Genomic DNA, 24,245 nt, shown 5'->3' with positions numbered 1-24,245 from the left:
ACTTCGGTTGCGGCGGGTGGGACGGACAGTCCTACGCCTGATCGGCCCTGGAGACGGCAGCGCGATGCTGTGACGCTACGAGCTGTGACAACATCGACAATCGCCTTGGTTACCGGGGCAAACAAGGGCCTGGGCCGCGAAACCGTCCGACGGCTGGCCGACCTGGGATGGCAGGTATTCCTGGCGGCCCGCGATACCGCGCGCGGCACCGAGGCGGTTGCCGAGCTGGCCGCCGAAGGCCGGCAGGCCGGGTTCGTCCGGATGGATGTGACTTCGGACCAGTCCGTCGCTGCGGCGGCTCGCCTGATCCGAGCACAGGTGGGGCGGCTCGACGTAGTGATCAACAACGCTGGTATCGCGGACCGGGGAACTTCGCCGACCGAAACCACTCCCGACGAGCTGCTGGAGGTGTTCGATACCAACGTTTTCGGACCGGCCCGGGTAACCCGTGGCCTCCTGCCGCTGCTGCGTGCAAGCACGTCCCCTCGAATCGTCATGGTCTCCAGTGGTATGGGATCGGTTGCCACCCTGACCGATCCCCGCTGGAAACACCTCGTGAACCCGACACTCGGTTACCCCGCAAGCAAAGCTGCGCTGAATATGCTCACTGCCGTCTACGCGAGCGCGCTGCCGGACATCCGGGTCAATGCGGTAGATCCCGGTTACACCGCAACAGACCTCAACGGCCACACCGGTCCCCAATCCCTCGCGGAGGGTGCCGACGCGATAGTGCGCCTCGCCGCCATCGCCACGGACGGGCCCACAGGCGGATTCTTCGACCGCAACGGAAGGATCCCGTGGTGAGAACCGGGGCGATCGCCGGGGCGGTGGTGCTCATCTGCCTGGCCCTGTTCATCATCACAACAGAATCGGAGAACACGATGAACCAGCAGAACGTGGACGCATCGACCGTGCTGTCGATCGGCGTACATCCCAGTGCCCTGGACTACAGCCGTTACCCAGGCCTCGACGAGGCCACGCTGACCGCGCGAATCGACGCCGCGGAAGCGGCGCTGCGGGAAGCCGGATTCGATATCGTCTCGTGCCGGCTCCCCGCCGAACCCGATGCGGCGGAGCAAGAACTGCGCCGATGTGCCGCGTCCGGAACTTTCCGGATCGCCATGATAGGAGCGGGCATTCGCATGGCCCCGGAACACACCCTGCTGTTCGAACGCCTGATCAATACTCTCGGCGATATCGCTCCGGGTATCCGCTTCTGCTTCAACACCTCACCCGAAACCACCATCGACGCTCTCCGCCGCTGGGTGTGATCCGCCGGGGCGGTGCTACGGCGGCCTGTCGATGTTCGAGTGCGGGCCGGTGGTGGCCTCGAAAGGCAGCAGTGTCGTCCGGTCCGGTTCGGATCGTCTCGATTCGAACCATGGCCGCACGCCCGGCCGGATGCTGAACTGGGCGCACAGCGGCGACGGTGCACTCACCGCCTACGCCGAAACCCGGCGCCCGGTAGCGCAAGCGTTGTCCACCGAAAAACAAGAGGTCGAATCGTGAGCGAGCTGTTCGAAGCCCCCGCCGACGGCACCGGCCTGCGCCGGGCATTCGCCAACTTCCCCAGCGGGGTGGTGGCCGTCTGCGCCCGAGTCGACGGCAAACCACACGGTCTCGCCGTGAGCACCTTCGTCCCGGTTTCCCTGGACCCGCCGCTGGTGTCGTTCTGCATCCAGAACACCTCCGCCACCTGGACCCGCCTCGTCCACGCGGGCCACCTCGGTCTCAGCCTGCTGGGCACCGACCAGCAGGACGCCGCCCGCTCCCTGGCCGCCCGCGACGGCGACCGCTTCCGCGGCCTGGACCTGCACGACGGTACGGGTGAAGCAGTGTTCATCGACGGCGCCTCGGTCTGGATCGAAGGCACTCCCGAAGCGCACGTCCCCGCGGGCGACCACACGGTGGTCATCCTGCGCGTGCGCCGTCTCGCAATCCACCCCGGTCGGGAGCCCTTGGTATTCCACGGCTCCCGCTTCCGACTCCTGCGCGCCGGCTGAGGCCGGCGATTCCGGGTTCGCGCCGGACCCTCGGCGGCTGTCTTCACAGGCACCGTCGAGGATTCTCCGCCGTATCAGTCGATCAGCGAGAGCCCCAGTTCAGCGGCGACCTCATGTGGTTCATGGCGATTCCCGGTATCGGTCACGATCCGCGACAGTGTTGTGATCGCCGCCCGGATATCTTGCTCCCTTTCGCCCGGGTCCTGGATGCGTTGGTTCGATCCTGCGCCCCCGAGGGAAAACGGCGCCGCCTTCGACCATCACATCGGCGCCTACCACGTCGGCGATCTTGCCATTCCCGTGCCTTCCACACGTCCTCCGCAGTGAGATGCGGTACGACAACGACTTCGGCGCGATTCTCCAACGCGTGCCCTGCCGCGCGCGGGCAGCGGATCAGGCAAGGGAGCCAGGCGATCGATGCGGCCTGGAATATATCGTGCGGCAGGTGAGGAACTGCCTCTGACCTGCATTTTGAGCCGGTGACGGGAATCGAACCCGCGCCGTCTGCTTGGGAAGCAGAAGTTCTGCCATTGAACTACACCGGCGGCACGCCTGTCGACGCGTTGGCGAGCTTAGCAGAGGGCCGGCCCGGGGCCGAAATCTTTTGCCGATTCCGGCCCCGGTGAACGTGGGTGGGTCAGGCTTCGGACCAGACGCCGAGCTGGTTGCCGCTGGGGTCGGTGAAGTGGAAGCGGCGGCCGCCGGGGAAATCGAAGGGGCCTTCGGTGACCGTGCCGCCGGCGGCGCCGACGGAGCGCAGGCTGGCGTCGAGGTCGTTCGAATACAGCAGGACCAGGGGGCCACCGGTGCGGACTTCGGAGCCGGCGGCCAGGCCGCCGGCCTCGCCGTCGCTGCCGTCGAAACGGCGGATACCGGTGTACTCGGGGCCGTAGTCGTTGAATTCCCAGCCGAATGCCGACCGGTAGAAGCTGCGGGCGGCGTCCATATCGGTGACGGTGAGTTCGATGTAGTCGATGCCGTGGTGGGTGTGCGCACTGGTCTCTGACATGGGTGGAGTATGCCCGCGGGGTGTGACAGGAAACAGTGCTGCCGGACCGGGATCTACCTGCCCGGATCGCGGTCGCTACGCTCGTGGCGTGCTGCTTTCCGATCGTGATATCCGGGCGGAGTTCGCCGCCGGGCGGCTCGGGCTCGAACCGTTCGCGGACAACCTGGTCCAGCCGTCCAGTATCGACGTGCGGCTGGACCGGATGTTCCGGGTGTTCAACAACACCCGCTACACCCATATCGACCCGGCGCAGCGTCAGGACGAGCTGACGAGCCTGGTGGAACCGGCGGCGGGTGAACCGTTCGTGCTGCATCCGGGGGAGTTCGTGCTCGGGTCCACGCTGGAGGTGTGCAGCCTGCCCGACGATCTGGCGGGCCGTTTGGAGGGTAAGTCGAGCCTGGGCCGGTTGGGGTTGCTCACCCATTCGACGGCCGGGTTCATCGACCCGGGGTTCAGCGGGCACATCACCCTCGAGCTGTCGAATGTGGCGAATCTGCCGATCACACTGTGGCCGGGGATGAAGATCGGGCAGTTGTGCCTGTTCCGGCTGACCAGCCCGGCGGAGAACCCGTACGGCAGCTCGGGCACCGGCTCGAAGTATCAGGGACAGCGCGGGCCGACGCCGTCCCGGGCGTATCTGAACTTCCCGCTGCCGGACTGAAGCGGCCGGTGTTCGGGCACCGAACGGAACCGGATCGCAGCCACTGTGATGTGTTCAGCGGCCGTCGTTCTCGGGTGGGCCGAGCACGATATCGGCGGTCCGTGTCATGACTTCGCCGCGGTCCATGCCGTCGGGCGGATCGGCGGCCAGGAACTGGATACCGATTCGCGCGCAGAAGGCGAGCAGGCTGCGGGCTTCGACCTCGACCGGGTCGGTGAAGTAGGCGCCGATCATCTCGCGAAGCAACTGCATGCGCTGGTTGTCCACCCGGCGCAGCCGGGCGGCGACGGATTCGTCGCGGCGGGCCCAATCCCGGATGGCGAGGTCGATCGGCAGTAGTTCCGGGGAGAGGGTGAGTGTGCCGGCGCGCTGGATTTTCGTCCGTGGGTCGCCGCCTTCGCGGGCGACGCTGTCGAGCACTTCGTCTACGCTGCGCCGTTCCCAGGTGTCCAGCATGGCCTCGAGCAGGGCGTTGCGGTCGGTGAAGTAGCCGTAGAAGCCGCCTTTGGTGACTCCTAGTTTCTTGGCGAGCGCTTCGACGCGGACTGCGTCGGGCCCACCGTGGGCGAGGGCGCGCAGGCCCTCGTCGATCCAGTCGGCACTAGGTGTGCGTGCCGTTCCCATTTGTGTGTCTCCCTTCACCGCCGGACATCTATACGCCACCGTATAACTGCGGTACCGTGCTTATATACGCCACCGTATAACAGTCAGAGGGAGATGCGGCGATGACTGACCCTTCCCCGGATCATGTGGTCGACAGCCACCCCGATCCGATCGCATTTCAGCAGTACGACCTCACCGATACGACCCGAGCGCGCAGCGCGATAACCGAATACGACTACAGCGATCAGTTCACGCTGCTCACCGACGCGGCGGCGACCGGGAATCCGGAAGCATGGGCACGCGCGGCGCTCGACGCCGTCGCCGGGAGCACGGGGCAGCTGATCTGGCGTGGCCTGCTCGGGTTCCGGCTGGCCCGGCGGTCCGCGCCGGCGCACGTGGCGGGCTGGCGGGTCGTCGAATCCGGCGACAGCTGGATAGCCCTCGCGGCCCGGTCGTGGATGCTCACCGGCAGTCTCGTGATCGAGGTCGAGGAGAACAGTGTTTCCCTGGCCACCTTCGTCCGGTACGAGCGGCCGGTCGGCAAGCGCATCTGGGCATTCGCCTCCCGGGGGCATCGCCGGTTCGCTCCCGAACTGCTACCCGATGCGCGGCGAGTGCTGCGTCGACTTCCGTGATACCGAGCCGGCCGGGGCAGAGACCGGCCCGGTATCCCGGTGGCTGTACTGGACAGCCGGTCCCGCGGTCGCCCGTCGGCGCCGCGGGCGGGCTACGACCGGCGTGCCTTGTGAGCTGCCGGACGTAGCCCCATCCCCGGTCATTCCCGGCTGCCGCCCGCCAGGAGTGCGGCATTGATCACCGAGGACAGTGGCGGGAGCAGACCGTCGCGTTCGGGTGGCACCACCCAGTTACAGCCCTCCCGGTTCCAGCGGCCCATCCCCGTGGGCAGCATGACCGCGCTGCCCACGCCGGGAATGTCGATATCGATGCGGTGCAGCATCTCCACCACTTCGGGATCGGGCCGGCGATCCGGATAGGCCACGAAGCTCCAGCGAATCTGGCGGGCCAGCACGGGGACCCGGATATCCCGGGAATCCAGCAGTTCGCGGACGGCGCGGGCGCGTTCGGTGGGTAGGTGGATGACACAGGCCCGGCTGGTGATCGGCAGCATCACGAAGCCGCCGCGTTCGGTGGCCGGTAGACCGAATTCGTGACGGTAGTAGGCGGCCCAGTCGTCGACCGTTCTGAGCTTTTCCACATTCACGGTGAATCCCCTTGCCTCCCTGGCGTGCCGGACCTTCCTGGCGTGCCGAGCCACGGCCGGTGGCGGTTTCGCTTCTGCCCCTCCAGGATCCCGCCTGCACCGGCGCGCCGGAACCGCCTCCGCGCTTGCGTTCCACTGCCCTTGCGCTGCCATTCGCTGCGGTAGCGAATTTCCTTGTGGTTGCAGTCACATTCGGCTCGTACTCTGGGGAGGAAATCGTTCGGAAAGGGTGACAACGTGGTCGGCCAATGGTCTGGAAAGGAGGCCCGGGCGCTTCGCGAGGCCAAACGGATGAGCATCCGGGAGTTCGCGGCACATCTGGGTGTGCACGAACGACTGGTGTCCAAATGGGAGGCCGGGGGCGACCGGGTACATCCGCGTCCCGTCAACCAGGCTGCCCTCGATACCTGCCTGGCCAGGTCCGATGATGTCGAGCGGGGCAGGTTCGCCGCATTGACGGCCGCCGGTACTGTCTCCGGCCCCGGCGGATCTACCACGGTGCGCGGAAGCTATTCCAATGACGCCGAACTCCTGGCCCTCATCGATAGCGGTGCGGTGCGCGGGGACGGGTCGGCGGCGATTTCGGAGAGGGATCTCATCATGGCGGCAGCACACGAGGCGAGCGATCACGCGGGCCGGGCCGAGGCGACGAATATCGGCCCCAGCACCTTGGAGCAGCTCGACGCGGATGTCACCCGGATCGCCAACGACTACGTGCACACCCCGCCGATGCCGATGATGGTGGAGATGCTGCGGGTCCGCCGGCGGGTGTATCGGCTGCTCGAGGGTCATCAGCGCCCGTCCGACACCAGTCACCTATATCTGCTGGCGGGCTCCCTGTCGGGGTTGCTCGCCAACGCCAGTACCGATCTGGGTTATCTGGATGCGGCCGGCGAGCAGATCCGGGCAGCCTGGGCGTACGGGGAGATCTCCGGTCACAACGGGCTGCGAGCGTGGGCGCGGGGGATGCACGCGCTGATCGAGTACTGGTCGGAACGGCCACATCGGGCGCTTGCGCTGGCGCAGAGCGGGCAGCAGTACGCGGATTCGGCCACCGCCGCGGTGCGGCTGCACAATATCGAGGCGCGGATCTGGTCGAAGATCGGTAGCGCCGCCGATACCGAACGTTGTCTCCGGGCCGCCGCCGCGGCGAGCGAGGGCCCCGCCACCGACAGCCTGCACGACGAAGTGGGCGGGGTGTTCGGCTTCTCCGAGGCCAAGGCCAGCTACTACGCGGGCGCCACCTATATCCATCTCGGTCTCGCCGAACCGGCGCTGGCCGCCACGGAGCGCACGATCGAGCTGTACCGCAGCGGTCCGGCGCGGCAGCGTTCCTACGGCGCCGAAGCGCTGGCCCGGGTCGATTCGGCGGCCGCGCACCTGATCAACGGCAGCCTCGACGGCGCGGCGGAGGCACTGTCGCCGGTGCTCGAACTGGCCGAGGACAAGCGCATCGCGCAACTCGAGGAACGGCTCACCGGCGTCCGCCGGCGGATCTGCGCTCCCACTTACCGTGGCGTGGCGCAGGCCCGGTCCCTGGACGAGCAGATCGAGGAATTCTGCGGTTCGACGCCCACCCGCAGCCTGCCCCCGGGCGCCGGGTGAGCGCACCGCGCGCCCGCTTCCTGCGGTAACCGTACGGGCACGGGCCGGGGCCGGACCGGATAACCCCTTGCCCCTGGTGGCACCATGGATCGGGTGAGTACTGGCCATTCGCATCCCGCCCCCCGCATTCTGGAGCAGTCGAAGAAGCTGCAGAACGTCGTCTACGAGATCCGTGGACCGGTACACGCACATGCGGCACGGCTGGAGGCCGAGGGGCATCGGATCCTGAAGCTCAATATCGGCAATCCGGCGCCGTTCGGGTTCGAGGCGCCCGATGTGATCATGCGGGATATGATCGCCGCCCTGCCGAACGCGCAGGGGTATTCGGAGTCCAAGGGGATACTGTCCGCGCGGCGGGCGATCGTCACCCGGTACGAGCTGGTGCCGGGCTTCCCGGAGCTGGATGTCGACAGTGTGTACCTGGGCAACGGCGTCTCCGAGCTGATCACCATCACGATGCAGGCGCTGCTGGACAACGGGGACGAGGTGCTGATCCCGGCCCCGGACTATCCGCTGTGGACGGCCATGACCAGCCTGGCCGGCGGTACGCCGGTGCACTATCTCTGCGATGAGAGCAACGGCTGGCAGCCCGATATCGCCGATATCGAAGCCAAGATCACCGACCGGACCAAGGCCCTGCTGGTGATCAACCCGAACAACCCGACCGGGGCGGTGTACTCGGCGGAGGTCCTGCAACATCTGGTGGACCTGGCCCGTAAGCATCGGCTGCTGCTGCTCGCCGACGAGATCTACGACAAGATCCTCTACGACGACGCCAAACATATTTCGCTGGCGACGCTGGCGCCGGACCTGCTGTGCCTGACCTTCAACGGCCTGTCCAAGGCCTACCGGGTGGCGGGTTACCGGTCGGGATGGCTGGCGATCACGGGCCCGAAGGACCATGCGGCCGGTTTTCTCGAGGGGATCGATCTGCTCGCCTCGTCGCGGTTGTGCCCGAATGTGCCGGCGCAGCATGCGATCCAGGTCGCGCTGGGCGGTTATCAGAGCATCGAGGATCTGATCCTGCCGGGTGGGCGCCTGCTCGAGCAGCGGGATATGGCCTGGGAACGATTGAATGCCATTCCCGGCGTGTCGTGCGTCAAACCCAAAGGCGCACTGTATGCATTCCCTAGGCTGGATCCCGAGGTTCACGAGATCCACGACGACGAGAAGCTGGTTCAGGACCTGTTGCTCCAGGAGAAGATCCTGATGGTGCAGGGCACCGGTTTCAACTGGCCCGACCACGATCACCTGCGCATCGTGACCCTGCCCTGGGCCCGCGATCTGGCGGTTGCCATCGAGCGTTTCGGCAACTTCCTGGCGAGCTACCGCCAGTAGCGGGACGGCCGAATTTGGAGGAAAACAGACCTCTCGTCCGGATTATGGCCAATTTTCTGAACCTACTGGCACAAAAGCGGATCGTATGTGTACAGTGGGCCTCGGCACTTCGAGTGCCCGGCCAGGTTGTCTACCCCCCCTGGGCAACCTGGTCCTCGGGTTAGGCCGCCTACCCCCCTGGGCGCCTGCCCCCGGGCGGCGGAGACATCCCCCTGCTCTCCGCCGCCCCTTCCCGAGTTCCCCGGCAGCTTGCCGAATCCCCAGCGTGGGGCCACATCCGTAGCCCGTGGCGGCACTCGGTGCATCCTCTAGGCTGAGCCGCGTGAGCGACCACCATCACCATCACGATCACTCCCGGCCGATCGCCATCGGAGCCACCGCCGCCCGCGTGGTGGTCGGATTGCTGATCGCGATCGGTGTCGTCGTGGTGGTCGCCGCCATCGCGCTGTGGCCCGACCGGCAACAGGTCGATATTCCGCTGCCCATGCAGAATGCCGACGGTTCGGCGGTGGTCACCGAGGCCGGAACCGTGATCCGGCAGGACCTCGGCGCCTGCGGCAGTCCCTCCATCGGCCGGGTGTTCGACGGTGAACCGGCACCGCCCCCCATGGAGGTCTACGACTGCCAGCGCAGTCTGATCGCCATCGAATCCGGGCCGCACGCCGGTAAGCACACGCTGCTGGAAATCGCGCCGGGTCCCGGCCAGCCCGATCTGGCAGCCGGCGACGAACTCCGTATCGTGCGGCAGGAGGCGCCGGACGGGACGCCACTGTATTCGTTCGACGATTACGCCCGCGGATTCCCGCTCAGCCTCATCTTCCTCGCGTTCGTCGTGGTGATCGTCGCGATCGCCCGGTGGCGCGGTGTCCGGGCAATCCTCGGCCTCGGTTTCGCTTTCGCCGTTCTGGTGATATTCCTGCTACCGGCTCTGCTGGACGGCAAACCCGCGATACCGGTTGCGCTGGTGGCCGGTTCGCTGATCCTGTACGCGGTGCTGTACCTCGCCCACGGGTTGAATCTGCGCACCAGTTCGGCGCTGCTGGGGACATTGACCTCGATGGTCATCGCCGCTGTGCTGTCCTGGATCGTCATCGAGGCGACCACGCTCACCGGTCTGTCCGAAGAACAGAACACGAACGTCGCCACCTATATCGAGCACGTGAGCATCACCGGGTTGCTGCTGGCCGGGTTCATCATCGGCTCGCTCGGTGTGCTCAACGATGTCACCATCACCCAGGCCTCGGCCGCGTTCGAACTCGCCGAACTCGACAAGAGTGCCACGCGGGGAGAGATATTCGCGGCCGCGATGCGCGTCGGGCGCGACCATATCGCCAGCACTGTGTACACCCTGGTACTCGCCTACGCGGGTGGTGCGCTGCCGCTGCTGCTGTTGTTCAGCGTGGCCGGCCGGCCCATCGGTGACGTCCTGGTGGGCGATGCTGTCGCGATCGAGATCGCGAGGTCCGCGGTCGGCGGTATCTGCCTGGCACTCTCGGTGCCGCTGACCACGGGGATCGCGGTACTGCTCGCCCGCCCGTTCGGTACCCCGAAACCGTCCGCACCTGCACGTAAAGTGAAGGTGGGCAGGCGTACCGATACCGGCAGCCACCGCGCGGTACCACGGCCGGAAGGTAGCCCGGAGACCGGGCCGCCGCGCCGGGCCGAACGCGACTATCGACCGTGGCCGACGACAGGTGACCAGCCCCGGGTCCGGCGACCGGGCCCCACCGACCCCCGTACGGGCCCACGTGCCGCCACCGACCCTCGGCAACCCAGCGCACCGAGGTCGCCGCGCACCGGCCCGCAGACTCCGGGCCGGCCACCACAGGGCCCCCCGCAGCCGGGGCCGCAACAGGCGTGGAATCCGCAGCAGCGGCTCGGCGGCGGGCCTCCGGGCCGGCGACCGGACCCCGGCTACGGTCGGGGCTGACGCGAGGTCAGCGTTCCGCGGGGGCGTGCCGCGGAAAAGGAAGCGCCTCCGGTGGGATGGTCGGTACGACGATCGGCGGCAGCCCCGGAACCTGGAAAGTGTTGGGACCGGCGGTGGTTGTCGGGGCCTCCGTCTCCGGCTGGTAGATCGGCGGCGGCTCGGCCAGCGGTGCGTGCTCGGCCCGCGAGGTGGTAGCGCTCGGCGGTGCGGTGGTTGCCGGCGGTGTGTTCGCCGAGGTGGTCTGCGGCTGTGACGTTCCTTGTACGTTGGCCGAATCCTGGCTGAACATATGCTGCCCGTACCCGAGACCGATGCCGATCGAGGCGACCACCACCAGCGCACTCACCGCCACCATCGCCGCGCTGATCTCCCGGGTGGGACGTTGTGGCGGCTCACCGAACGAACGGCGCGGCAACAGTTTCGCCGGAAGTCGCAACGCAACCGTCGGGGGGTCCTCGTCCGGAGACAACCGCGGTACCGGGGTACCGGTCGGGCGGGGTAGTGCGGCTGCCGGTGCGGGGTGGTCGCCGGTCGGTTCCTCGCCCGCCCGGGGACGCAGGGTTCCGGCGCCCGGAGGCGTGCTCGGGGCATCGGTCGGTGGGCCGAAGATGCTCTCCTGCGGTATCGGTAGGCCGGGGCGGGAACGATCCGAACCGGGCGCTTGATCCGCGGGGGAGGGGTGGGGACCCGAGTGAGTTGTCGCGGGAGTTGCTGGGCCGGAGCTCGAAGTGAGAGGCGTTGTGCGGCCGGTGAGCTCGCGATATGGGGTGGCCGAGCCGAACTGTGCCGCAGCCGGGCCGGGCAGTGCGGTGCTGGACTCGGGTGGTGCGGTGGCGGAGTCGGCCGGTGGCGCGGCGAGGCCGGGCAGTGCCGTGGCAGGGCTGGGCGGTGCACCGGTAGGACCGGGCAGCGCTGCGGTGGAACCGGACTGTGTCGTGGTGGCGCCGGACACCGCTGTGCCGGCGCCGGAAAACGCGGGCCCGAAGAGCATGGTGGTGGGCTCGGGAAATCCGGTGTGCGTGCCGAAGAGCGTTGTGGTGGTGCCGGGTCCCGCGCTGGTCGGTGTGGGGAGTGCCGACGGGGTTTCCGGTGGCGTCGTGGTGCCGGGAGCCTGGGGGACGGCTCCCGGATGCGTGGGTGCTGCGCCGACGCGGGTTGCTGCGGCGGCGGGGTGTGCCGAGGTCGTGTCGCCGGTGCGTGCCGTACTGCCCAGGTGCTCGTCCGCGCTGGGGATCGGGGTGGTGGTGCCGGCGGCCGTGTGCCCTGGGGCGGACTGCAGCGGGTAGGCCCCGCTGCCTTCCGAGTGCCCGGGGGCGGCGCCGGATCGCGCGGTGCCTTCGGTGGCGGGGGTGCGGGATTCGGCACCCTGGCCGGTTTCACTCGAGTCCGCCGGTTCGGCGGCCTGCGAGGTCCGTGTTCTGCCGGCCAGTAGGGCCGCGCCGCGGGCGGTTGCTGTCTCCGGCTCCGGGGGGACCAGGACCGGCATGTCCATCGCATCGCGCAGTGCCCGGCTGACCAGCGGAATACGCATACCGCCGCCGACCGCCAGCACTGCCTGCACCGGCCGGCCCGATCGTTCGACGACCGCGCGGGTGGCGCGGGCGGCGGTTTCCACGGCGCGGGAGATCAGCGCGGTGAAATTCTCCTGAGTGAGCAGCACCGGCCCGTAACCGCTGGGCAGGGCGACGGCACTACCTGCCGAGAGCCGCTCCTTGGCCGACCGGCACAGTGCGTCGAGCTCGGCGAGCCCGGCCGGGTCCGGCGGATGGGCGATCCGGCCGGAATTGATCTGCTGTTCCCGGATCAGCGAATCGAAGTATTCGCCGCTTATATCGCCGGTGCGTTCGGTATGCCGGACCTGGCGGGTGGAAACATCCACCACCGTCACGGAGAGTCCGGAGGCGCCCAGATCGAAAACGGCGAGCGAGGATACGTCCTTCAGGGCGCCGGAGGCCGCGGCGAATTCCACTACGGCGTCGATATCGGGGACGATGTCGTAATCGCTGAGGGCATGCTCGGTCATCGCCGTATGCAGGGCCCGGGCCTGCTGCTCGTCGCGGCAGGCCAGAACGGTGGAAGTGATGGCGGGGTTCGAGTTCAGGGCCGCCGCCACCGAAAGCGCGGCGCGTTCGGCACTGGGGGTTTCCGGGGGCACCACGAAGGTGCGCAGTTCGAAGGATTCGGGTACGGCGGAATCGGGTACTGCGCCGGGCTCGCCCGCAGGTGGGCGCGCCAGGCGGATCGCGCCGGCCCCCACCGACACTCCCAGTACTGAACTCATCGACAGCCCATCCGTACTTCCCGCTTCACGATATGCGAGCGCCGGCCAGTCGGCGATGACGGCTCGTCCCCCGACCCAGGCGGCTCGTCCGACAGTACCGCCCGGTCCCGTTGTTTCGCCGAGGCCGGAACCGTACGTACGGTTCGCTCACCAGACTCTACGGTGTACCCAGCCCTGCGTACACCCATCCGGCAGACCGCCAAGCGGCCTTATCGAGACAATTGCGACCGTCGATGATCGAACGGGTGCGGACCACCGAGTCGAGATCTTGCGGCCGCAATCCGGCGAACTCCTGCCATTCGGTGAGGACGAGGATCACATCGGCGCGTTCACACGCCTCCCGTACCGAGGTCGCGTAGCTCAGCGTGGGAAATACGCGGCGGGAGTTTTCCAGGGCTTTCGGGTCGTAGACGGTGACCACGGCGCCGTGGAGCTGAATCATTCCGGCCACATTGAGCGCCGGGGAATCCCGCACATCGTCGGATTCGGGTTTGAACGCCGCGCCCAGGACAGCGACGTTGGCGCCCAGCAGGGAGCCGCCGCAGGCGCGGGCCGCCATATCCACGATCTTGGTGCGGCGGCGCATATTGATGTTGTCGACTTCGCGGAGGAAGGCGAGGGCATGGTCGGCACCCAGTTCACCGGCACGCGCCATGAACGCCCGGATGTCCTTGGGCAGGCAGCCGCCGCCGAAACCGGCCCCGGCATTGAGGAACCGGCGGCCGATCCGTTCGTCGTAGCCGAGCGCGTCCGCCAGCACGGTGACATCCGCTCCGGTGGCCTCGCAGACCTCGGATACCGCGTTGATGAACGAGATCTTCGTGGCGAGGAACGCATTAGCCGATACCTTGACCAGTTCGGCGGTGGCGAGATCGGTGAGCAGGAACGGGACCTCGGCGGCGAGCAGATCGGCGTAGAGCTCGTCGATCAGTTCGCGTACCCACGGCGCCCGTTCGCGGGACCCGTCGACGCCGAGTACCAGCCGGTCCGGGCGCAGAGTGTCGCGGACCGCGTAACCCTCCCGCAGGAACTCGGGGTTCCAGGCGACCTCGATATCCACCGTGCTCAGCGCCCGCGCGCGTTCGCCCAGCGCGGCGGCGGTACCCACCGGCACGGTGGATTTGCCGACGATCACGCAGGGCCGGGTGACCAGTGGCGCCAGCGTATCCACCACGGCATGCACGTATTTGAGGTCGGCGGCGTATTCGCCCTTCTTCTGCGGTGTGCCTACGCCGAGAAAGTGCACGTCGGCATGGTCGGCGGCCTCGGTGTAGGAGGTGGTGAACCGGAGCCGGCCCGCGTCCAGGTTGCGGCGCAGTACCGCCTCCAAGCCCGGTTCGTAGAAGGGCGTGACCCCGTCGGAGAGTTTCGCGACCTTGCCCGGGTCGATATCGACCCCGAGTACGTCATGACCGAGTTCGGCCATACACGCTGCGTGCGTGGCCCCCAGGTACCCGGTGCCGAAGACTGTGCATCGCATAGAAGATTGGTAATCCGCGCCGGTGGCCACACCAGAAAACTGGGGCGAGAGGCCGGGCAACAGCAGATGTACACCCGACGACGGGACCGGTCGGCCTGCGGAAACCTCCCCGTGGGGGTTGTGCCGTCGCGTTCTGTCCGACCCGGTGCGTACTCGGCTGCTACTCCGCGGCTGCCCGTAGGATCGCGGCGATGCGCCGCCGAACGACCCTCCTCGCCGCCGGGGCGGTCGCCGTCGTGGTGTTCGTGCTCGCACTGTGGCCGGTCTACGTTCGTCCGCAACGCGAGCAACCCGCGCCGGCCGATGCGATCCTCGTGCTCGGTGGCGCGCACGACGGCCGGGAGGCGCTGGGGTTGCGGCTGGCGCGGGAAGGTTACGCGCCGCGGGTGCTGATTTCCAATCCGTACGAGGACAGCCCGCTGATCAACCGGATCTGTCATGGCGGTTACAGCTTCGAGGTGGTGTGTTTCGATCCGTCGCCGCGGACTACCCGGGGTGAGGGCCGGTACCTGGCGGATCAGGCGCGTGCGCACGGCTGGGACCGGGTCATCGTGGTGACCTTCACCCCGCATATCTCGCGGGCCCGGTATGTGCTCGGTAAATGCTGGGACGGGGAGTTGCTGTTCGTGGACACGCGCCCGGACCTCTCGGTACCGCGGTGGGCCTACGACTATCTGTATCAATCGGCGAGCTATGTGAAGGCGGTTTTCGAGGGCTGCGGACGGTGAACCGGAACATTTCCCGACCTTTGAGGGCATGTGCCTTCAGTTTGACGCGATGAGAGAGAACTGGCTAAATTCTCTCTAGCACCGGTAGTCGCCGGACCTGCTGTGACGACGCATGAAGCCCTCGGGAGCGTGTATGGATTACGACTGGTCGGAGGCCGACAAGGCCTTCCGAGACGAGGTACGGGCGTTCCTGGCGGAGAAGCTGACGCCCGAGATCAGCACCGCGGGCCGGTTGATGACAAGTGTCTACTCCGACCACGAGGCGAGCCTGGAATGGCAGCGCATCCTGCACGAGCGGGGCTGGGCGGCGCCGCAGTGGCCGGTCGAGTACGGCGGGTGCGACTGGTCGCTCACCCAGCACTACATCTTCAGCCGCGAACTCACCCTGGCCGGCGCGCCCGCGCTCTCGCCGATGGGTATCCGGATGGTGGCCCCGGCGCTGATCGCGTTCGGTACCGAGGAACAGAAGAACTACTTCCTGCCCCGCATCCTCACCGGCGAGGTCTTCTTCTGCCAGGGGTATTCGGAGCCCGAAGCAGGCTCCGACCTGGCCGCGCTCAGTATGGCCGCGGTCGACGACGGCGACGATTTCCGCTGCACGGGCAGCAAGATCTGGACCACCCACGCCACCGAGGCGAACTGGATCTTCGGCCTGGTCCGTACCTCTCGCGAGGGTAGGAAACAGCAGGGCATCACTTTCGTCCTGATGGATATGACCGCCCCCGGAATCGAGATCAGGCCGCTGGTCATGAGCTCCGGTGAGCAGGTACAGAACCAGATCTTCTTCGACAACGTGCGGGTTCCCAAGAGCAATGTGCTCGGGCAGATCGACGACGGCTGGACCGTCGCCAAATACCTGCTGGTCCACGAACGCGGCGGCGGGGCGATGGCACCCGCGCTGCAGGCCATGGCCGAGAACATCGCCACCGCCGCGGCCACCCAGCCCGGCCGCGACGGCAAACCACTGAGCGCGGACCCGCATTTCGCCGCCCAACTCGCCGACGCCCGCATCCGCACCGAGGTACTCGAAGTGCTGGAATTCCGGACGCTGGCGGCCATGGCCTCCGGTAAGGACCTCGGCAGTGCCTCCTCGATGCTGAAAATCCTGTCCACCGAACTCAGCCAGCAGCTCACCGAGCTCGCGCTCACCGCGGCCGGACCGCGCGGCCGGGTCTACCAGCCGCACGCCACCGCGCCCGGCGGACCGATCGCCGAATACACCCCGCCCGCCGACGGTTACCTCAGCGGCGAGGACTGGCAGGCCGTCGCACCACTGCGCTACTTCAACGACCGCGCGGGTTCCATCTACGCGGGCAGTAACGAAATCCAGCGAAATATTCTCGCCAAGGCAGCATTGGGGCTCTGATGGACTTCACCTTCACCGATGAACAGCAGATGCTGCGCGACGCGGTCGCCGGGTTTCTCGCCGCCCGCTACGACCTCGAAAAAAGCCGAAGCGCGGTCAAGACCGGGGCCGGTTGGCAACCGGAGATCTGGCGCGGCCTGGCCGAACTGGATGTTCTCGGTCTGACGCTGCCCGAGGAAACCGGCGGATCCGGCGGCGGACCGGTCGAATCCATGATCATTGCCGAGGAACTGGGTCGCGTGCTGGTCGTGGAACCCTATGTGGACACGGTGGTCGTCGGTGGCGGGCTGTTGCGCCGCTCCGGTGGTGAAACCGCCCAGGCGGTGCTGCGGCAGATCGCCGAAGGCAGTGCGCGGATCGCCTTCGCCGCGCTCGAACCGGGGTCCGGCGAAGTGCGCCACGACGTCTCGGCCACCGCCCGTCGCGACGGTGACAGCTGGGTCCTCGACGGCAGCAAGATCGTGGTCACCGGGGCGCCCATCGCCACCCACTTGATCATCTCCGCCCGCACCGCCGGCGAACGCCGCGACCAGGACGGGATTTCCCTGTTCCTACTGGAATTCGACGCCGCCGCGCCGCCGGCCGGAGTCGAGGTGCACCGCTACCGCACCATCGACGACCGAGTCGCCGCCGACCTCACCTTCACCGAATTCCGGTTCCCTGCCGATGCACTCCTCGGTGCGGAAGGACAGGCCTGGCCGATCATCGATGCCACCGTCGACGACGCCATCGCCGCGGTGGCCTCCGAAGCGGTCGGGTTGATGCGCAAGGTGCTCGACGACACCGTCGAATACACCAAGCAGCGCCAGCAGTTCGGCGTTCCGATCAGCAGCTTCCAGGTACTGCAACACCGCATGGTCGATATGCTGATCGAACTCGAGCAAAGCGTCGCCGCCGCCTACCTGGCCGCCTACGCCCTCGAGGCCGAACCCGCCGAACGGGCCCGCGCCATTTCCGCGGCCAAGGTCACGATCGGCCGCGCGACCCGTTTCATCGGCCAGAACTCGGTGCAATTGCACGGCGCGATGGGGATGACCGAGGAATTGGCCATCGGCCACTATTTCAAGCGGCTCACCGCCATCGAATACGAATTCGGCAACAGCTCCGATCACCTCGCCCGCTATATAGCGTTGACGAACTGATCGGCCCGCACCCCACTCAACCTGTGCCCGAGTGGGGTGCGGAAACCCGTGCCGGGCCGTGCGGTGGCTCGACAGGGGGGATCACCGCCCGGCCCGGTACCTCTACGTCAGTACTCGAGTTCGGTCCACGGAATGGTGATCGGGAACGGGAAATCGATGTGGATACCGTCTTCGTCTGCTGAGGTCCATTCGCCTGTCAGCAGATAATTGGCCGGCCGCAGTGGGCGAACACCGTCAGGCAGCTTCCCCGGCTCCGTTTCCAGGCCGTACGCGCGAACCGTTGCGATGGCGCTGGTGGCCTGCGCAATGGTCACTTCCCAGTACCAAGGGATGCCTGCGCTCGCGTAACGAGCTTTCTTGGCTTCCATATCCGTTTGCGTATTGGAAGGCGAGAGTACCTCCCCTACCAGGAAAGCGTCGGAGGCGCGGACATCCTGGAAGGGATTTTCAAGGCAACGGAAGACCATGAAATCGGGTGTCAGGAAGTTTGATTTGCCGCTACTTCCAAGGAAGACATTGGTCTCGGTTTCTACACGCCAACACTGCCCGGGTACTTCTGACATTGCCTTACGGGCACAGCGTTCGAACGCGTTCGTGAGGCGGCGAGTAAACGTCTGGTGCTCGCTCGGTCCACGCCTGAGCCAGATGACCCTGCCGTCCCAAAGCTCGATATTCTCGGCGATCTCCTCGGGTAGCTGCTCGAGTTCTTCCCACGTCATGTACTCCGGGAGATCGGGACGATCGGCGTTCGGCAGGGACATAGCGCCATGTTATGCCCTGCTCGACGTCTTATCGATGCCGTTGCGCTGCCCATATGTGTGATACGACGGCAAGTCTCCTGAGCGCTCGTAGATCGAGCTATCGCCGAGTCGCGCGCAAAACAGCAGTCTCGACCGGCGAGGCCGGATCCGGCTCGGCCGACTGCTGTGCATCGGCGGGGCTGAGGTTCGGTTGGGCGAGGAAACGGGGCTCGGTACCGCGATGGGGTTGGCCGGCGTGGACGAGGAACGGGTGGCACAGATACACATCGCCCGCCCGGCCGGTGGCGTAGGCGAGGGGGCGGTGCGCGGTGGCCGGTTCGGCGCGGCGGGCCAGCTCGCGGGCGTCGAGACCGGCTTCGCCCTCCGGCTCGAGAATTCGGGCGACATCCAAGTGGGACCCGGTACGGATCCGAGTCGGGGCGTCGGCGTCGCTGGTGTCGGAGAACAGGAACAGCATCAGCAGGGCGCGGTTCTTCGAATGGATATTCACTCGCCAGCTGAGATAGTCGCTGGCGCTGGATTCCGGTCCCGGAAAACTCGCGTCCACATGCCAGCCGTCGAGCACTGCGGGACCGTTGCCGGGGAACCGGATCACGAAACCGCCCAGGCTGGTCCGGGGCACCCAGCGTTTCGGGCCGACCAGCCTGTCGTAGGCCGCGTGCAGGCGCGGGGTATTGGCGGCGGCCACGAACGGGGTGGAGGCGTAATCGGGGCGAGTTGCCACCGGAGCGGGCCAGGTATCGGGCTCATCCGGCGAGACGTTCAGATCCTGCCAGATGATCGCGCGGCACTCCTCGGCCAGTGAACGCGGAAACGCGCACGGAAGGCGCACGAAACCGTTGGCGATGAACGAGGCCACCTGTTCGTCGTCGAGCATGCACCTATTCGACCCACTACTTCGGCGGCTGCGCCAGTGATTTTCCGCGCGCCGTCCGGTCGGACCGGGTGGCGGCGCAAATCCATCTGCTGCCACAGAGCGCTGCGCTGGAATAGCGACCGTCGCCCACGACTTGGACCCGGATATGACGAACCCACAGTTCGATCCACGCACGTTGTTGGCCGAAGGGCGTTTGGGCATCCTGGCCACGATCAAATCGAACGGTCTGCCGCAACTCTCGCCCGTTACCCCCTACTACGACCGGGACGCAGACGTCATCTACGTCTCGATGACCGAGGGCCGGGCCAAAACCGTGAACCTGCGCCGTGACCCGCGCGCGGCACTGGAAGTAACCCGCGCCGACGGCTGGGCCTGGGCGACCGCTGAGGGCACGGTTACGCTCACCGGTCCGGGTAGCGACCCGCACGGCCCCGAGGTCGAGGCACTGGTCGACTACTACCGTGCCGCCGCCGGCGAGCATCCGGATTGGGACGAGTACCGGTCGGTCATGGTCTCCGACCGCCGAGTGCTGATGAAACTTTCGGTCGAGCACGTGTACGGCGCTGCCTTGCGCTGAACCCCGGGCCGGCCGCCCGCTGTCCCGCGAGCTTCGGCTCAGTACTGGCCGATCGGTTCAGGCGGCATCGGCACAGAGTCGGAGCCTGTCAGGCGCGGTGGTGCGGAATGATCGACGGGCCCGGTGCTCAGCGCACCGGACCCGTCGATCATTCGGTTGTGTTCTGTGATCAGCCCTTGCGACCTGGCGCTTTAGCACCGGATTTGAAGCCGAGTGCACCTGGTTTGGCGGTCGGTGGAGTCGCGCCGGACCCGTTACCCGTTGTTCCGTTGCCGGACGATCCGGAGGTTTCGGCGGCAGGTTCGGACGGTGCCGATTCTTCGGCGGCGGGCGCCGTTTCGGCGGCGGGCGCGGGTTCGGCGGCAGGGGCTTTGGCGCCGGGCGCCTTCGGTCCCGGGCGCTTGAACCCGGATTTCATCGCCAGACCCTTGGCCGGCTTCGAGGGCTTGCTCTCGGCCGGCGTCGCCGCGGTGGGCTGCTCGGTCTCCGTGGATTCGGCCGGTGCCGTGGATTCCGCCGGGGCAGTATCGGCTGCCGGCGCCGATTCCGCTGCCGGAGCGGCGGTCTTGGCTCCCGGGGCCTTCGGGCCGGGCCGTTTGAACCCGGATTTCATCGCGAGACCCTTGGCGGCGACCGTGGGCTTGGACTCGGTCGGAGCCGAGCTCGCGGTGGTATCCGCCTCGGTGGTGGATTCGGCCTCAGCCGGTTCCGCGGCGGGTGCTTTGGCCCCGGGTGCCTTCGCGGCGCCCTTCATGGCGAGACCCTTGCCGCCGGGCGCTTTGGCGGCACCCTTCATCCCCAGACCCTTCACGGGCGGAGCGGCTTTGGCTTCGCCGGCTTCGGCCGAAGCGGTTTCCGCCGGCGCGGTTTCGGCCTTGGCTCCGGGCGCTTTGGCCGCGCCCTTCATGGCGAGACCCTTGCCGCCGGGTGCCTTGGCGGCCCCCTTCATCCCGAGACCCTTGGCAGGCGCGGCCGGAGCCGCTTCGCCGGTTTCGGCTTCCGCGGCGGGTGCTTTGGCCCCGGGTGCCTTCGCGGCGCCCTTCATGCCGAGGCCCTTACCGGGTGCCTTCGCCGGACCCTTCATGGCCAGGCCGCCGCCCTTCGGAGCCGCCTTCTCGGCGGCCGGGGCCGCAGCTTCGGCGACCGGCTCGGGTTCGGGTTCCGGCTCGGGTTCGGGTTCGGCCTTGGGTTCCTGGATGACCGTGAGGTTGGCGGTCAGCTGTTCCGGCTGCTGTCGCTCGATGGATTCGAGCATGAGCTGCGCGACGTCGACGACCTCCACGCCCTCGCCCTGACCGGACTCCTGGCGTGCGGTGACACCGTCGGTGAGCATGACGCGGCAGAACGGGCAGCCCGTGGCGATCTTGGCGGGGGAGGTGGTGAGCGCCTCGTCCACGCGGTCGATATTGATGCGCTTGCCCAGCTGCTCTTCCATCCACATCCGCGCGCCACCGGCGCCGCAGCACATGGACCGTTCGCCGTGGCGGGGCATTTCCACCAGGTTCGAACCCGATGCCGCCATCAGTTCACGCGGCGCGTTGTAGACCTTGTTGTGACGGCCCAGGTAGCAGGGATCGTGATAGGTCACGTTCTGCGACACCGGCGCCACCGGCACCAGCTGCTTCTGCCGCACCAGCCGGTTCAGCAGCTGGGTGTGGTGCACCACCTCGTACGTGCCGCCGACCTGCGGGTACTCGTTGTTGAGCGCATTGAAGCAGTGCGCGCAGGTGACGACGATCTTCTTCTTTTTCTGCTCCACACCCTCGAACACCGAATCCAGCATTTCGATGTTCTGCATGGCCAGCTGCTGGAACAGGAATTCGTTACCCGCACGCCGCGCCGAATCACCGGTGCACGTCTCTTCCTGACCCAGCACCATGAACTTCACCCCGGCGGTCGCCAGCAGTTCCGCGACGGCCTTGGTGGTCTTCTTGGCGCGATCTTCGTAGGCGCCGGCGCAGCCGACCCAGAACAGGTATTCGTAGCCGTCGAAACTGTCGGCGTCCTTACCGAACACCGGAATATCGAAATCGACTTCGTTGATCCAGTTGAGCCGGTCCTTGGCGTTCTGGCCCCACGGGTTGCCCTTGTTCTCCAGGTTCTTGAACAGGCCCGCGAGCTCGGACGGGAACTCCGATTCGATCAGCACCTGGTAGCGGCGCATATCGATGATGTGGTCGACGTGCTCGATATCGACCGGGCACTGCTCGACGCAGGCGCCGCAGGTGGTGCAGCTCCACAGCACCTCGGGGTCGATGATGCCGTTGACCTCGGCCTCGCCGACCAGCGGCCGCTCGGCCTCGGCGCGGGCGGCCTCGGAGATCTTGGCCAGCTTCGCCTCGTCGGGTTTGCCATCCGCGTCGACCAGGCCGATCTCGTCGCCGGCCGGGTCCTTGCTGCCGCCGGCCAGCAGATACGGCGCCTTGGCGCGGCCGTGGTCGCGCAGCGACATGATCAGCAGCTTGGGTGAGAGCGGCTTACCGGTGTTCCACGCCGGGCACTGCGACTGGCAACGGCCGCATTCGGTGCAGGTGGTGAAATCCAGCCAGCCTTTCCACGAGAAATCCTCGACCCGGCCCGCACCCAGCGTGTCGGTATCGGGGTCGACGTTCTCCATATCCAGGGCACGGCCCTTGGACATCATCGGCTTGGCCGCACCGAGGGCGACGCCGCCGTCGTCCTCACGCTTGAAGTAGATATTCGGGAAGGCCGAGAAACGGTGCCAGGCCACACCCCAGGTGATGTTGCGGCCGACCAGGTACAGGAAGGCCATACCGGACATCAGTTTGATGAAGGCGAAGATCGACACCATGGTCGGGCTGGCGGGCAGCAGTTCGGCCACCCGCATGGTGAAGAAATCGGTCGCGCCGTTGGCGTGGCCGTAGGTCGCGATCTTGCCGGCCTTCACGAAGACCATGCCCAGGCCTTCGAGCAGCACGATCGCCTCGATCACATAGGCCGCGCCGAAGGCCGAACCGCTGAACCGGGAGAGCCGCTCCGGCACCCGCGGATGGTTCAGCTGCCGGATGATGATCAGCGTCGAGATGCCGACGACCGTGCCGATACCCAGGATCTCGTCCCACAGGTGGTAGATCGCGGTGTTGCCGATGAGCGGCCAGTGGAAGGCGGGATCGAAGGTCTGACCGTATGCCTCGAACCAGAGGATCGCGCCGCCGATGAAGCCGATCATCACGAGCCAGTGGGCCCAGCCGACCGTCCGGAACTTGTTCATCCGGGTATGCGCCAGGAACTCCACCAGCATCTGCTTGAGACGCGGGAAGAACGGGCGCCAGCGATCGGGTGCGGGCTGGCCCAGCATGATGGCGCGGACGATATCCCGGACGCCGCCGAAGAACGACGCCCAACACAGCAGGCTGAGCGCCGCTCCCAAGGTGCCCAGCGTCACTGTCAGGGCATTCATGTCGCGACCTTTCTTTCGAGGCAACACGAGGTGCGAGGAACGATGAGTAACCTCGTCCGGCTCGTATCGTAACCGGCGGTAAGTTACCCGCCGGTAACTACTGGGGTCCAGTGTACGATCGCCGCTGCGCTGTCAGCCCATCTGCCTGGGCTTTCCCATGTTCGGGGTCCCGTGATCAATGTCACCTTATTCAGTTGATGGTCCATAACTGTTCTTGCTGATGAACACCGTAAAGGGCCCGCTGTCGACAGCCTTGCTAAGGCCAGGCTTACCCCAATGGTTCCTTACGGTTGGGAAACGAATATCGCCTTTTGCCAACGCATTCGACTACGCTCAGCCCGATCTATCAGGAAGCGTGACATCTCATAACGCTCGGGGAGGATCACGGGTCCGAGTTACATCGGCCCCCTCGCGTAGGGATGTCATGCCGCACAGCCGATTGGAATTGGATGAAACTCGCTAGATCCACTGTGGTCGCAGCACTGGCCGCAGGTTCGCTCGCTGTGGGCTTCGGCACCGCTCACGCCAACCCGGCACCCGAAGCCCCGGCGCCCATCAACTACTCCGTGCAGATGGTGGAGAAAACCGTCGTCACGACGCTGCAGGGCGGCACCTTCGCCATTTCGGAAGAAGAAGTACAGCCCATCGCGGCCGAGCCCGGCGCGGCGCCCGAGAAGGAAAAGTTCGTCCAGGTCAAGGACAAGACCGGTGCGGTCGTCGTCTCCTGGCCGGTCGACCTCTCCGTCGAGGGCACCGAGATTCCGGTGAAGCCGGTATTGAAGAACGATGACACGGTTCTGGAGTTGACACCGGAGAAGACCGATGTCCAGCCTCAGCAGCCGGTCCAGGCGGTGAACCTCACCGCCAAGCCCATCGCGTCGCCGGCGGAGAACCAGATGGCGATGAACGAATTCGCCACCCAGTTCTCCATCGCCACCGCGGTCGGCGGTTTCGTCGGCACGGCCGCAGGTGTGGTGGTCGGCGGGCTCGTCGGCTGCATCCTCGGCTTGCCGCTGCTGGCGGTCGGCTGCATCCCCGCCGCTATCGCCGGCGCGGGTATCGGCGGCATCCTCGGGACGATCGCGCTGGGCGGTCCGGCCCTGGGCATCGCTGCGATGGACCTGGTGCAGACTCTGCAGGCCGAACCGGGACAGAGCAAATGGGCCAACGGCGGTAAGCCGCCGGGACAGCCCTGATCGACCCCGTGTAGGGGGGGGGGGGGGGGGGGGGGGGGGGGGGGG

The 24,245-nt window shown here is 67.0% G+C and carries 21 protein-coding genes, 1 tRNA gene and 1 pseudogene; 14 read left to right on the top strand and 9 right to left on the bottom strand.

Translation table 11 applies throughout. The features are described from left to right. The first annotated feature begins 84 nt into the window (after positions 1-84). The 4 genes from QH196_RS16865 to QH196_RS16850 are packed head-to-tail and all read left to right on the top strand — an operon-like array spanning position 85 to position 2,003. Positions 85-804, top strand: a complete 720-nt coding sequence (locus QH196_RS16865; RefSeq protein ID WP_280416751.1) for an SDR family oxidoreductase — start codon at positions 85-87, stop codon at positions 802-804. Beyond that, on the top strand, positions 801-1,271 hold the full coding sequence (locus QH196_RS16860) for a hypothetical protein (protein ID WP_280416750.1): 471 nt from the start codon (positions 801-803) through the stop codon (positions 1,269-1,271). Before QH196_RS16865 ends, QH196_RS16860 begins: the two co-directional genes overlap by 4 nt. A 49-nt stretch (positions 1,272-1,320) precedes the next feature. Then, positions 1,321-1,509: a hypothetical protein gene (locus QH196_RS16855; protein WP_280416749.1), complete on the top strand. Its 189-nt coding sequence runs from the start codon at positions 1,321-1,323 to the stop codon at positions 1,507-1,509. Beyond that, entirely contained in the window at positions 1,506-2,003 is a 498-nt protein-coding gene (locus QH196_RS16850; protein WP_280416748.1) for a flavin reductase family protein, read from the top strand. The genes QH196_RS16855 and QH196_RS16850 overlap by 4 nt, the downstream gene beginning before the upstream one ends. A gap of 474 nt (positions 2,004-2,477) precedes the next feature. Here QH196_RS16850 and QH196_RS16845 read toward each other — a convergent pair. Next, positions 2,478-2,548: transfer RNA gene (locus QH196_RS16845), tRNA-Gly, on the bottom strand. 92 nt (positions 2,549-2,640) lie between these two features. Beyond that, complete coding sequence (locus tag QH196_RS16840; protein WP_280416747.1) at positions 2,641-3,012, bottom strand: VOC family protein; 372 nt, start codon at positions 3,010-3,012, stop codon at positions 2,641-2,643. A gap of 88 nt (positions 3,013-3,100) precedes the next feature. Between QH196_RS16840 and dcd the strand changes: the two genes are divergently transcribed. Then, positions 3,101-3,673, top strand: a complete 573-nt coding sequence (gene dcd / locus QH196_RS16835) for a dCTP deaminase (protein WP_280416746.1) — start codon at positions 3,101-3,103, stop codon at positions 3,671-3,673. Positions 3,674-3,727: 54 nt separating this feature from the next. Here dcd and QH196_RS16830 read toward each other — a convergent pair whose 3' ends face one another. Further along, positions 3,728-4,297: a TetR/AcrR family transcriptional regulator gene (locus QH196_RS16830; protein ID WP_280416745.1), complete on the bottom strand. Its 570-nt coding sequence runs from the start codon at positions 4,295-4,297 to the stop codon at positions 3,728-3,730. 101 nt (positions 4,298-4,398) lie between these two features. Here QH196_RS16830 and QH196_RS16825 point away from each other — a divergent pair, with 101 nt between their 5' ends. Beyond that, a complete protein-coding gene (locus QH196_RS16825) occupies positions 4,399-4,911 on the top strand; it encodes a hypothetical protein (RefSeq protein WP_280416744.1) in 513 nt (170 codons plus the stop codon). A 140-nt stretch (positions 4,912-5,051) separates the two neighbouring features. On the opposite strand, the gene QH196_RS16820 is transcribed toward QH196_RS16825, so the two are convergent. Next, entirely contained in the window at positions 5,052-5,498 is a 447-nt protein-coding gene (locus tag QH196_RS16820; RefSeq protein WP_280416743.1) for a hypothetical protein, read from the bottom strand. A 291-nt stretch (positions 5,499-5,789) separates the two neighbouring features. Between QH196_RS16820 and QH196_RS16815 the strand changes: the two genes are divergently transcribed. The 3 genes and pseudogenes from QH196_RS16815 to QH196_RS16805 all read left to right on the top strand — a co-directional run. After that, positions 5,790-7,103, top strand: coding sequence for an XRE family transcriptional regulator (locus QH196_RS16815; RefSeq protein ID WP_280416742.1), 1,314 nt, complete (start codon positions 5,790-5,792; stop codon positions 7,101-7,103). A gap of 84 nt (positions 7,104-7,187) precedes the next feature. Continuing rightward, on the top strand, positions 7,188-8,441 hold the full coding sequence (locus QH196_RS16810) for a pyridoxal phosphate-dependent aminotransferase (protein WP_378750925.1): 1,254 nt from the start codon (positions 7,188-7,190) through the stop codon (positions 8,439-8,441). 322 nt (positions 8,442-8,763) lie between these two features. Further along, positions 8,764-10,005 (top strand): annotated as a pseudogene (locus tag QH196_RS16805) (YibE/F family protein); the annotation flags it as partial. Between the two features lie 373 nt (positions 10,006-10,378). On the opposite strand, the gene QH196_RS16800 reads toward QH196_RS16805, so the two are convergent. Both QH196_RS16800 and QH196_RS16795 read right to left on the bottom strand, forming a co-directional pair. Beyond that, positions 10,379-12,652 carry an FGGY-family carbohydrate kinase gene (locus QH196_RS16800; RefSeq protein WP_280416740.1) on the bottom strand — a complete coding sequence of 758 codons (2,274 nt, stop codon included), beginning with the start codon at positions 12,650-12,652 and terminating at the stop codon, positions 10,379-10,381. 157 nt (positions 12,653-12,809) lie between these two features. After that, positions 12,810-14,132, bottom strand: coding sequence for a UDP-glucose dehydrogenase family protein (locus QH196_RS16795; RefSeq protein ID WP_280416739.1), 1,323 nt, complete (start codon positions 14,130-14,132; stop codon positions 12,810-12,812). Positions 14,133-14,323: 191 nt separating this feature from the next. Between QH196_RS16795 and QH196_RS16790 the strand changes: the two genes are divergently transcribed. The 3 genes from QH196_RS16790 (at position 14,324) to QH196_RS16780 (ending at position 17,368) form a co-directional block, all read left to right on the top strand. Next, on the top strand, positions 14,324-14,860 hold the full coding sequence (locus QH196_RS16790; RefSeq protein ID WP_280416738.1) for a YdcF family protein: 537 nt from the start codon (positions 14,324-14,326) through the stop codon (positions 14,858-14,860). A 133-nt stretch (positions 14,861-14,993) separates the two neighbouring features. Continuing rightward, the gene (locus QH196_RS16785) at positions 14,994-16,226 is read left to right on the top strand and encodes an acyl-CoA dehydrogenase family protein (RefSeq protein WP_280416737.1); all 1,233 of its coding nucleotides are present in this window, start codon (positions 14,994-14,996) and stop codon (positions 16,224-16,226) included. Beyond that, positions 16,226-17,368, top strand: coding sequence for an acyl-CoA dehydrogenase family protein (locus QH196_RS16780; protein ID WP_280416736.1), 1,143 nt, complete (start codon positions 16,226-16,228; stop codon positions 17,366-17,368). Before QH196_RS16785 ends, QH196_RS16780 begins: the two co-directional genes overlap by 1 nt. 107 nt (positions 17,369-17,475) lie before the next feature. On the opposite strand, the gene QH196_RS16775 is transcribed toward QH196_RS16780, so the two are convergent. Both QH196_RS16775 and QH196_RS16770 read right to left on the bottom strand, forming a co-directional pair. Further along, positions 17,476-18,129: a Uma2 family endonuclease gene (locus QH196_RS16775; RefSeq protein WP_280416735.1), complete on the bottom strand. Its 654-nt coding sequence runs from the start codon at positions 18,127-18,129 to the stop codon at positions 17,476-17,478. Between the two features lie 97 nt (positions 18,130-18,226). Continuing rightward, positions 18,227-19,006 (bottom strand): phytanoyl-CoA dioxygenase family protein, encoded by a 780-nt coding sequence (locus QH196_RS16770; RefSeq protein ID WP_280416734.1) that lies wholly within the window; start codon positions 19,004-19,006, stop codon positions 18,227-18,229. Positions 19,007-19,151: 145 nt separating this feature from the next. Here QH196_RS16770 and QH196_RS16765 point away from each other — a divergent pair, with 145 nt between their 5' ends. Continuing rightward, positions 19,152-19,583 carry a PPOX class F420-dependent oxidoreductase gene (locus QH196_RS16765; RefSeq protein WP_280416733.1) on the top strand — a complete coding sequence of 144 codons (432 nt, stop codon included), beginning with the start codon at positions 19,152-19,154 and terminating at the stop codon, positions 19,581-19,583. A gap of 169 nt (positions 19,584-19,752) precedes the next feature. Here the strand turns inward: QH196_RS16765 and QH196_RS16760 are convergent, their stop codons facing one another. After that, positions 19,753-23,004, bottom strand: a complete 3,252-nt coding sequence (locus QH196_RS16760) for a heterodisulfide reductase-related iron-sulfur binding cluster (RefSeq protein WP_280416732.1) — start codon at positions 23,002-23,004, stop codon at positions 19,753-19,755. A gap of 449 nt (positions 23,005-23,453) precedes the next feature. Between QH196_RS16760 and QH196_RS16755 the strand changes: the two genes are divergently transcribed. Then, the gene (locus tag QH196_RS16755) at positions 23,454-24,200 is read left to right on the top strand and encodes a hypothetical protein (protein WP_280416731.1); all 747 of its coding nucleotides are present in this window, start codon (positions 23,454-23,456) and stop codon (positions 24,198-24,200) included. Positions 24,201-24,245: the final 45 nt, after the last annotated feature.

Source organism: Nocardia carnea, from assembly GCF_029868325.1.
In the GTDB taxonomy this organism is placed as follows: Bacteria; Actinomycetota; Actinomycetes; order Mycobacteriales; family Mycobacteriaceae; genus Nocardia; species Nocardia carnea_C.
The sequence above is the reverse complement of the archived record's forward strand: the minus strand, read 5'-3'. Positions and strand labels throughout refer to the sequence as shown.

Bases quoted from the DNA above. Each gene is read 5' to 3' on its own strand.
- QH196_RS16840 (WP_280416747.1), bottom strand. From the start codon at position 3,012: ATGTCAGAGACCAGTGCGCACACCCACCACGGCATCGACTACATCGAA.
- QH196_RS16760 (WP_280416732.1), bottom strand. From the start codon at position 23,004: ATGAATGCCCTGACAGTGACGCTGGGCACCTTGGGAGCGGCGCTCAGC.
- QH196_RS16765 (WP_280416733.1), top strand. From the start codon at position 19,152: ATGACGAACCCACAGTTCGATCCACGCACGTTGTTGGCCGAAGGGCGT.
- QH196_RS16785 (WP_280416737.1), top strand. From the start codon at position 14,994: ATGGATTACGACTGGTCGGAGGCCGACAAGGCCTTCCGAGACGAGGTA.
- QH196_RS16795 (WP_280416739.1), bottom strand. From the start codon at position 14,132: ATGCGATGCACAGTCTTCGGCACCGGGTACCTGGGGGCCACGCACGCA.
- QH196_RS16755 (WP_280416731.1), top strand. From the start codon at position 23,454: ATGAAACTCGCTAGATCCACTGTGGTCGCAGCACTGGCCGCAGGTTCG.
- QH196_RS16830 (WP_280416745.1), bottom strand. From the start codon at position 4,297: ATGGGAACGGCACGCACACCTAGTGCCGACTGGATCGACGAGGGCCTG.
- QH196_RS16825 (WP_280416744.1), top strand. From the start codon at position 4,399: ATGACTGACCCTTCCCCGGATCATGTGGTCGACAGCCACCCCGATCCG.
- QH196_RS16780 (WP_280416736.1), top strand. From the start codon at position 16,226: ATGGACTTCACCTTCACCGATGAACAGCAGATGCTGCGCGACGCGGTC.
- QH196_RS16800 (WP_280416740.1), bottom strand. From the start codon at position 12,652: ATGAGTTCAGTACTGGGAGTGTCGGTGGGGGCCGGCGCGATCCGCCTG.
- QH196_RS16810 (WP_378750925.1), top strand. From the start codon at position 7,188: ATGGATCGGGTGAGTACTGGCCATTCGCATCCCGCCCCCCGCATTCTG.
- QH196_RS16770 (WP_280416734.1), bottom strand. From the start codon at position 19,006: ATGCTCGACGACGAACAGGTGGCCTCGTTCATCGCCAACGGTTTCGTG.
- QH196_RS16775 (WP_280416735.1), bottom strand. From the start codon at position 18,129: ATGTCCCTGCCGAACGCCGATCGTCCCGATCTCCCGGAGTACATGACG.
- QH196_RS16815 (WP_280416742.1), top strand. From the start codon at position 5,790: ATGAGCATCCGGGAGTTCGCGGCACATCTGGGTGTGCACGAACGACTG.
- QH196_RS16790 (WP_280416738.1), top strand. From the start codon at position 14,324: ATGCGCCGCCGAACGACCCTCCTCGCCGCCGGGGCGGTCGCCGTCGTG.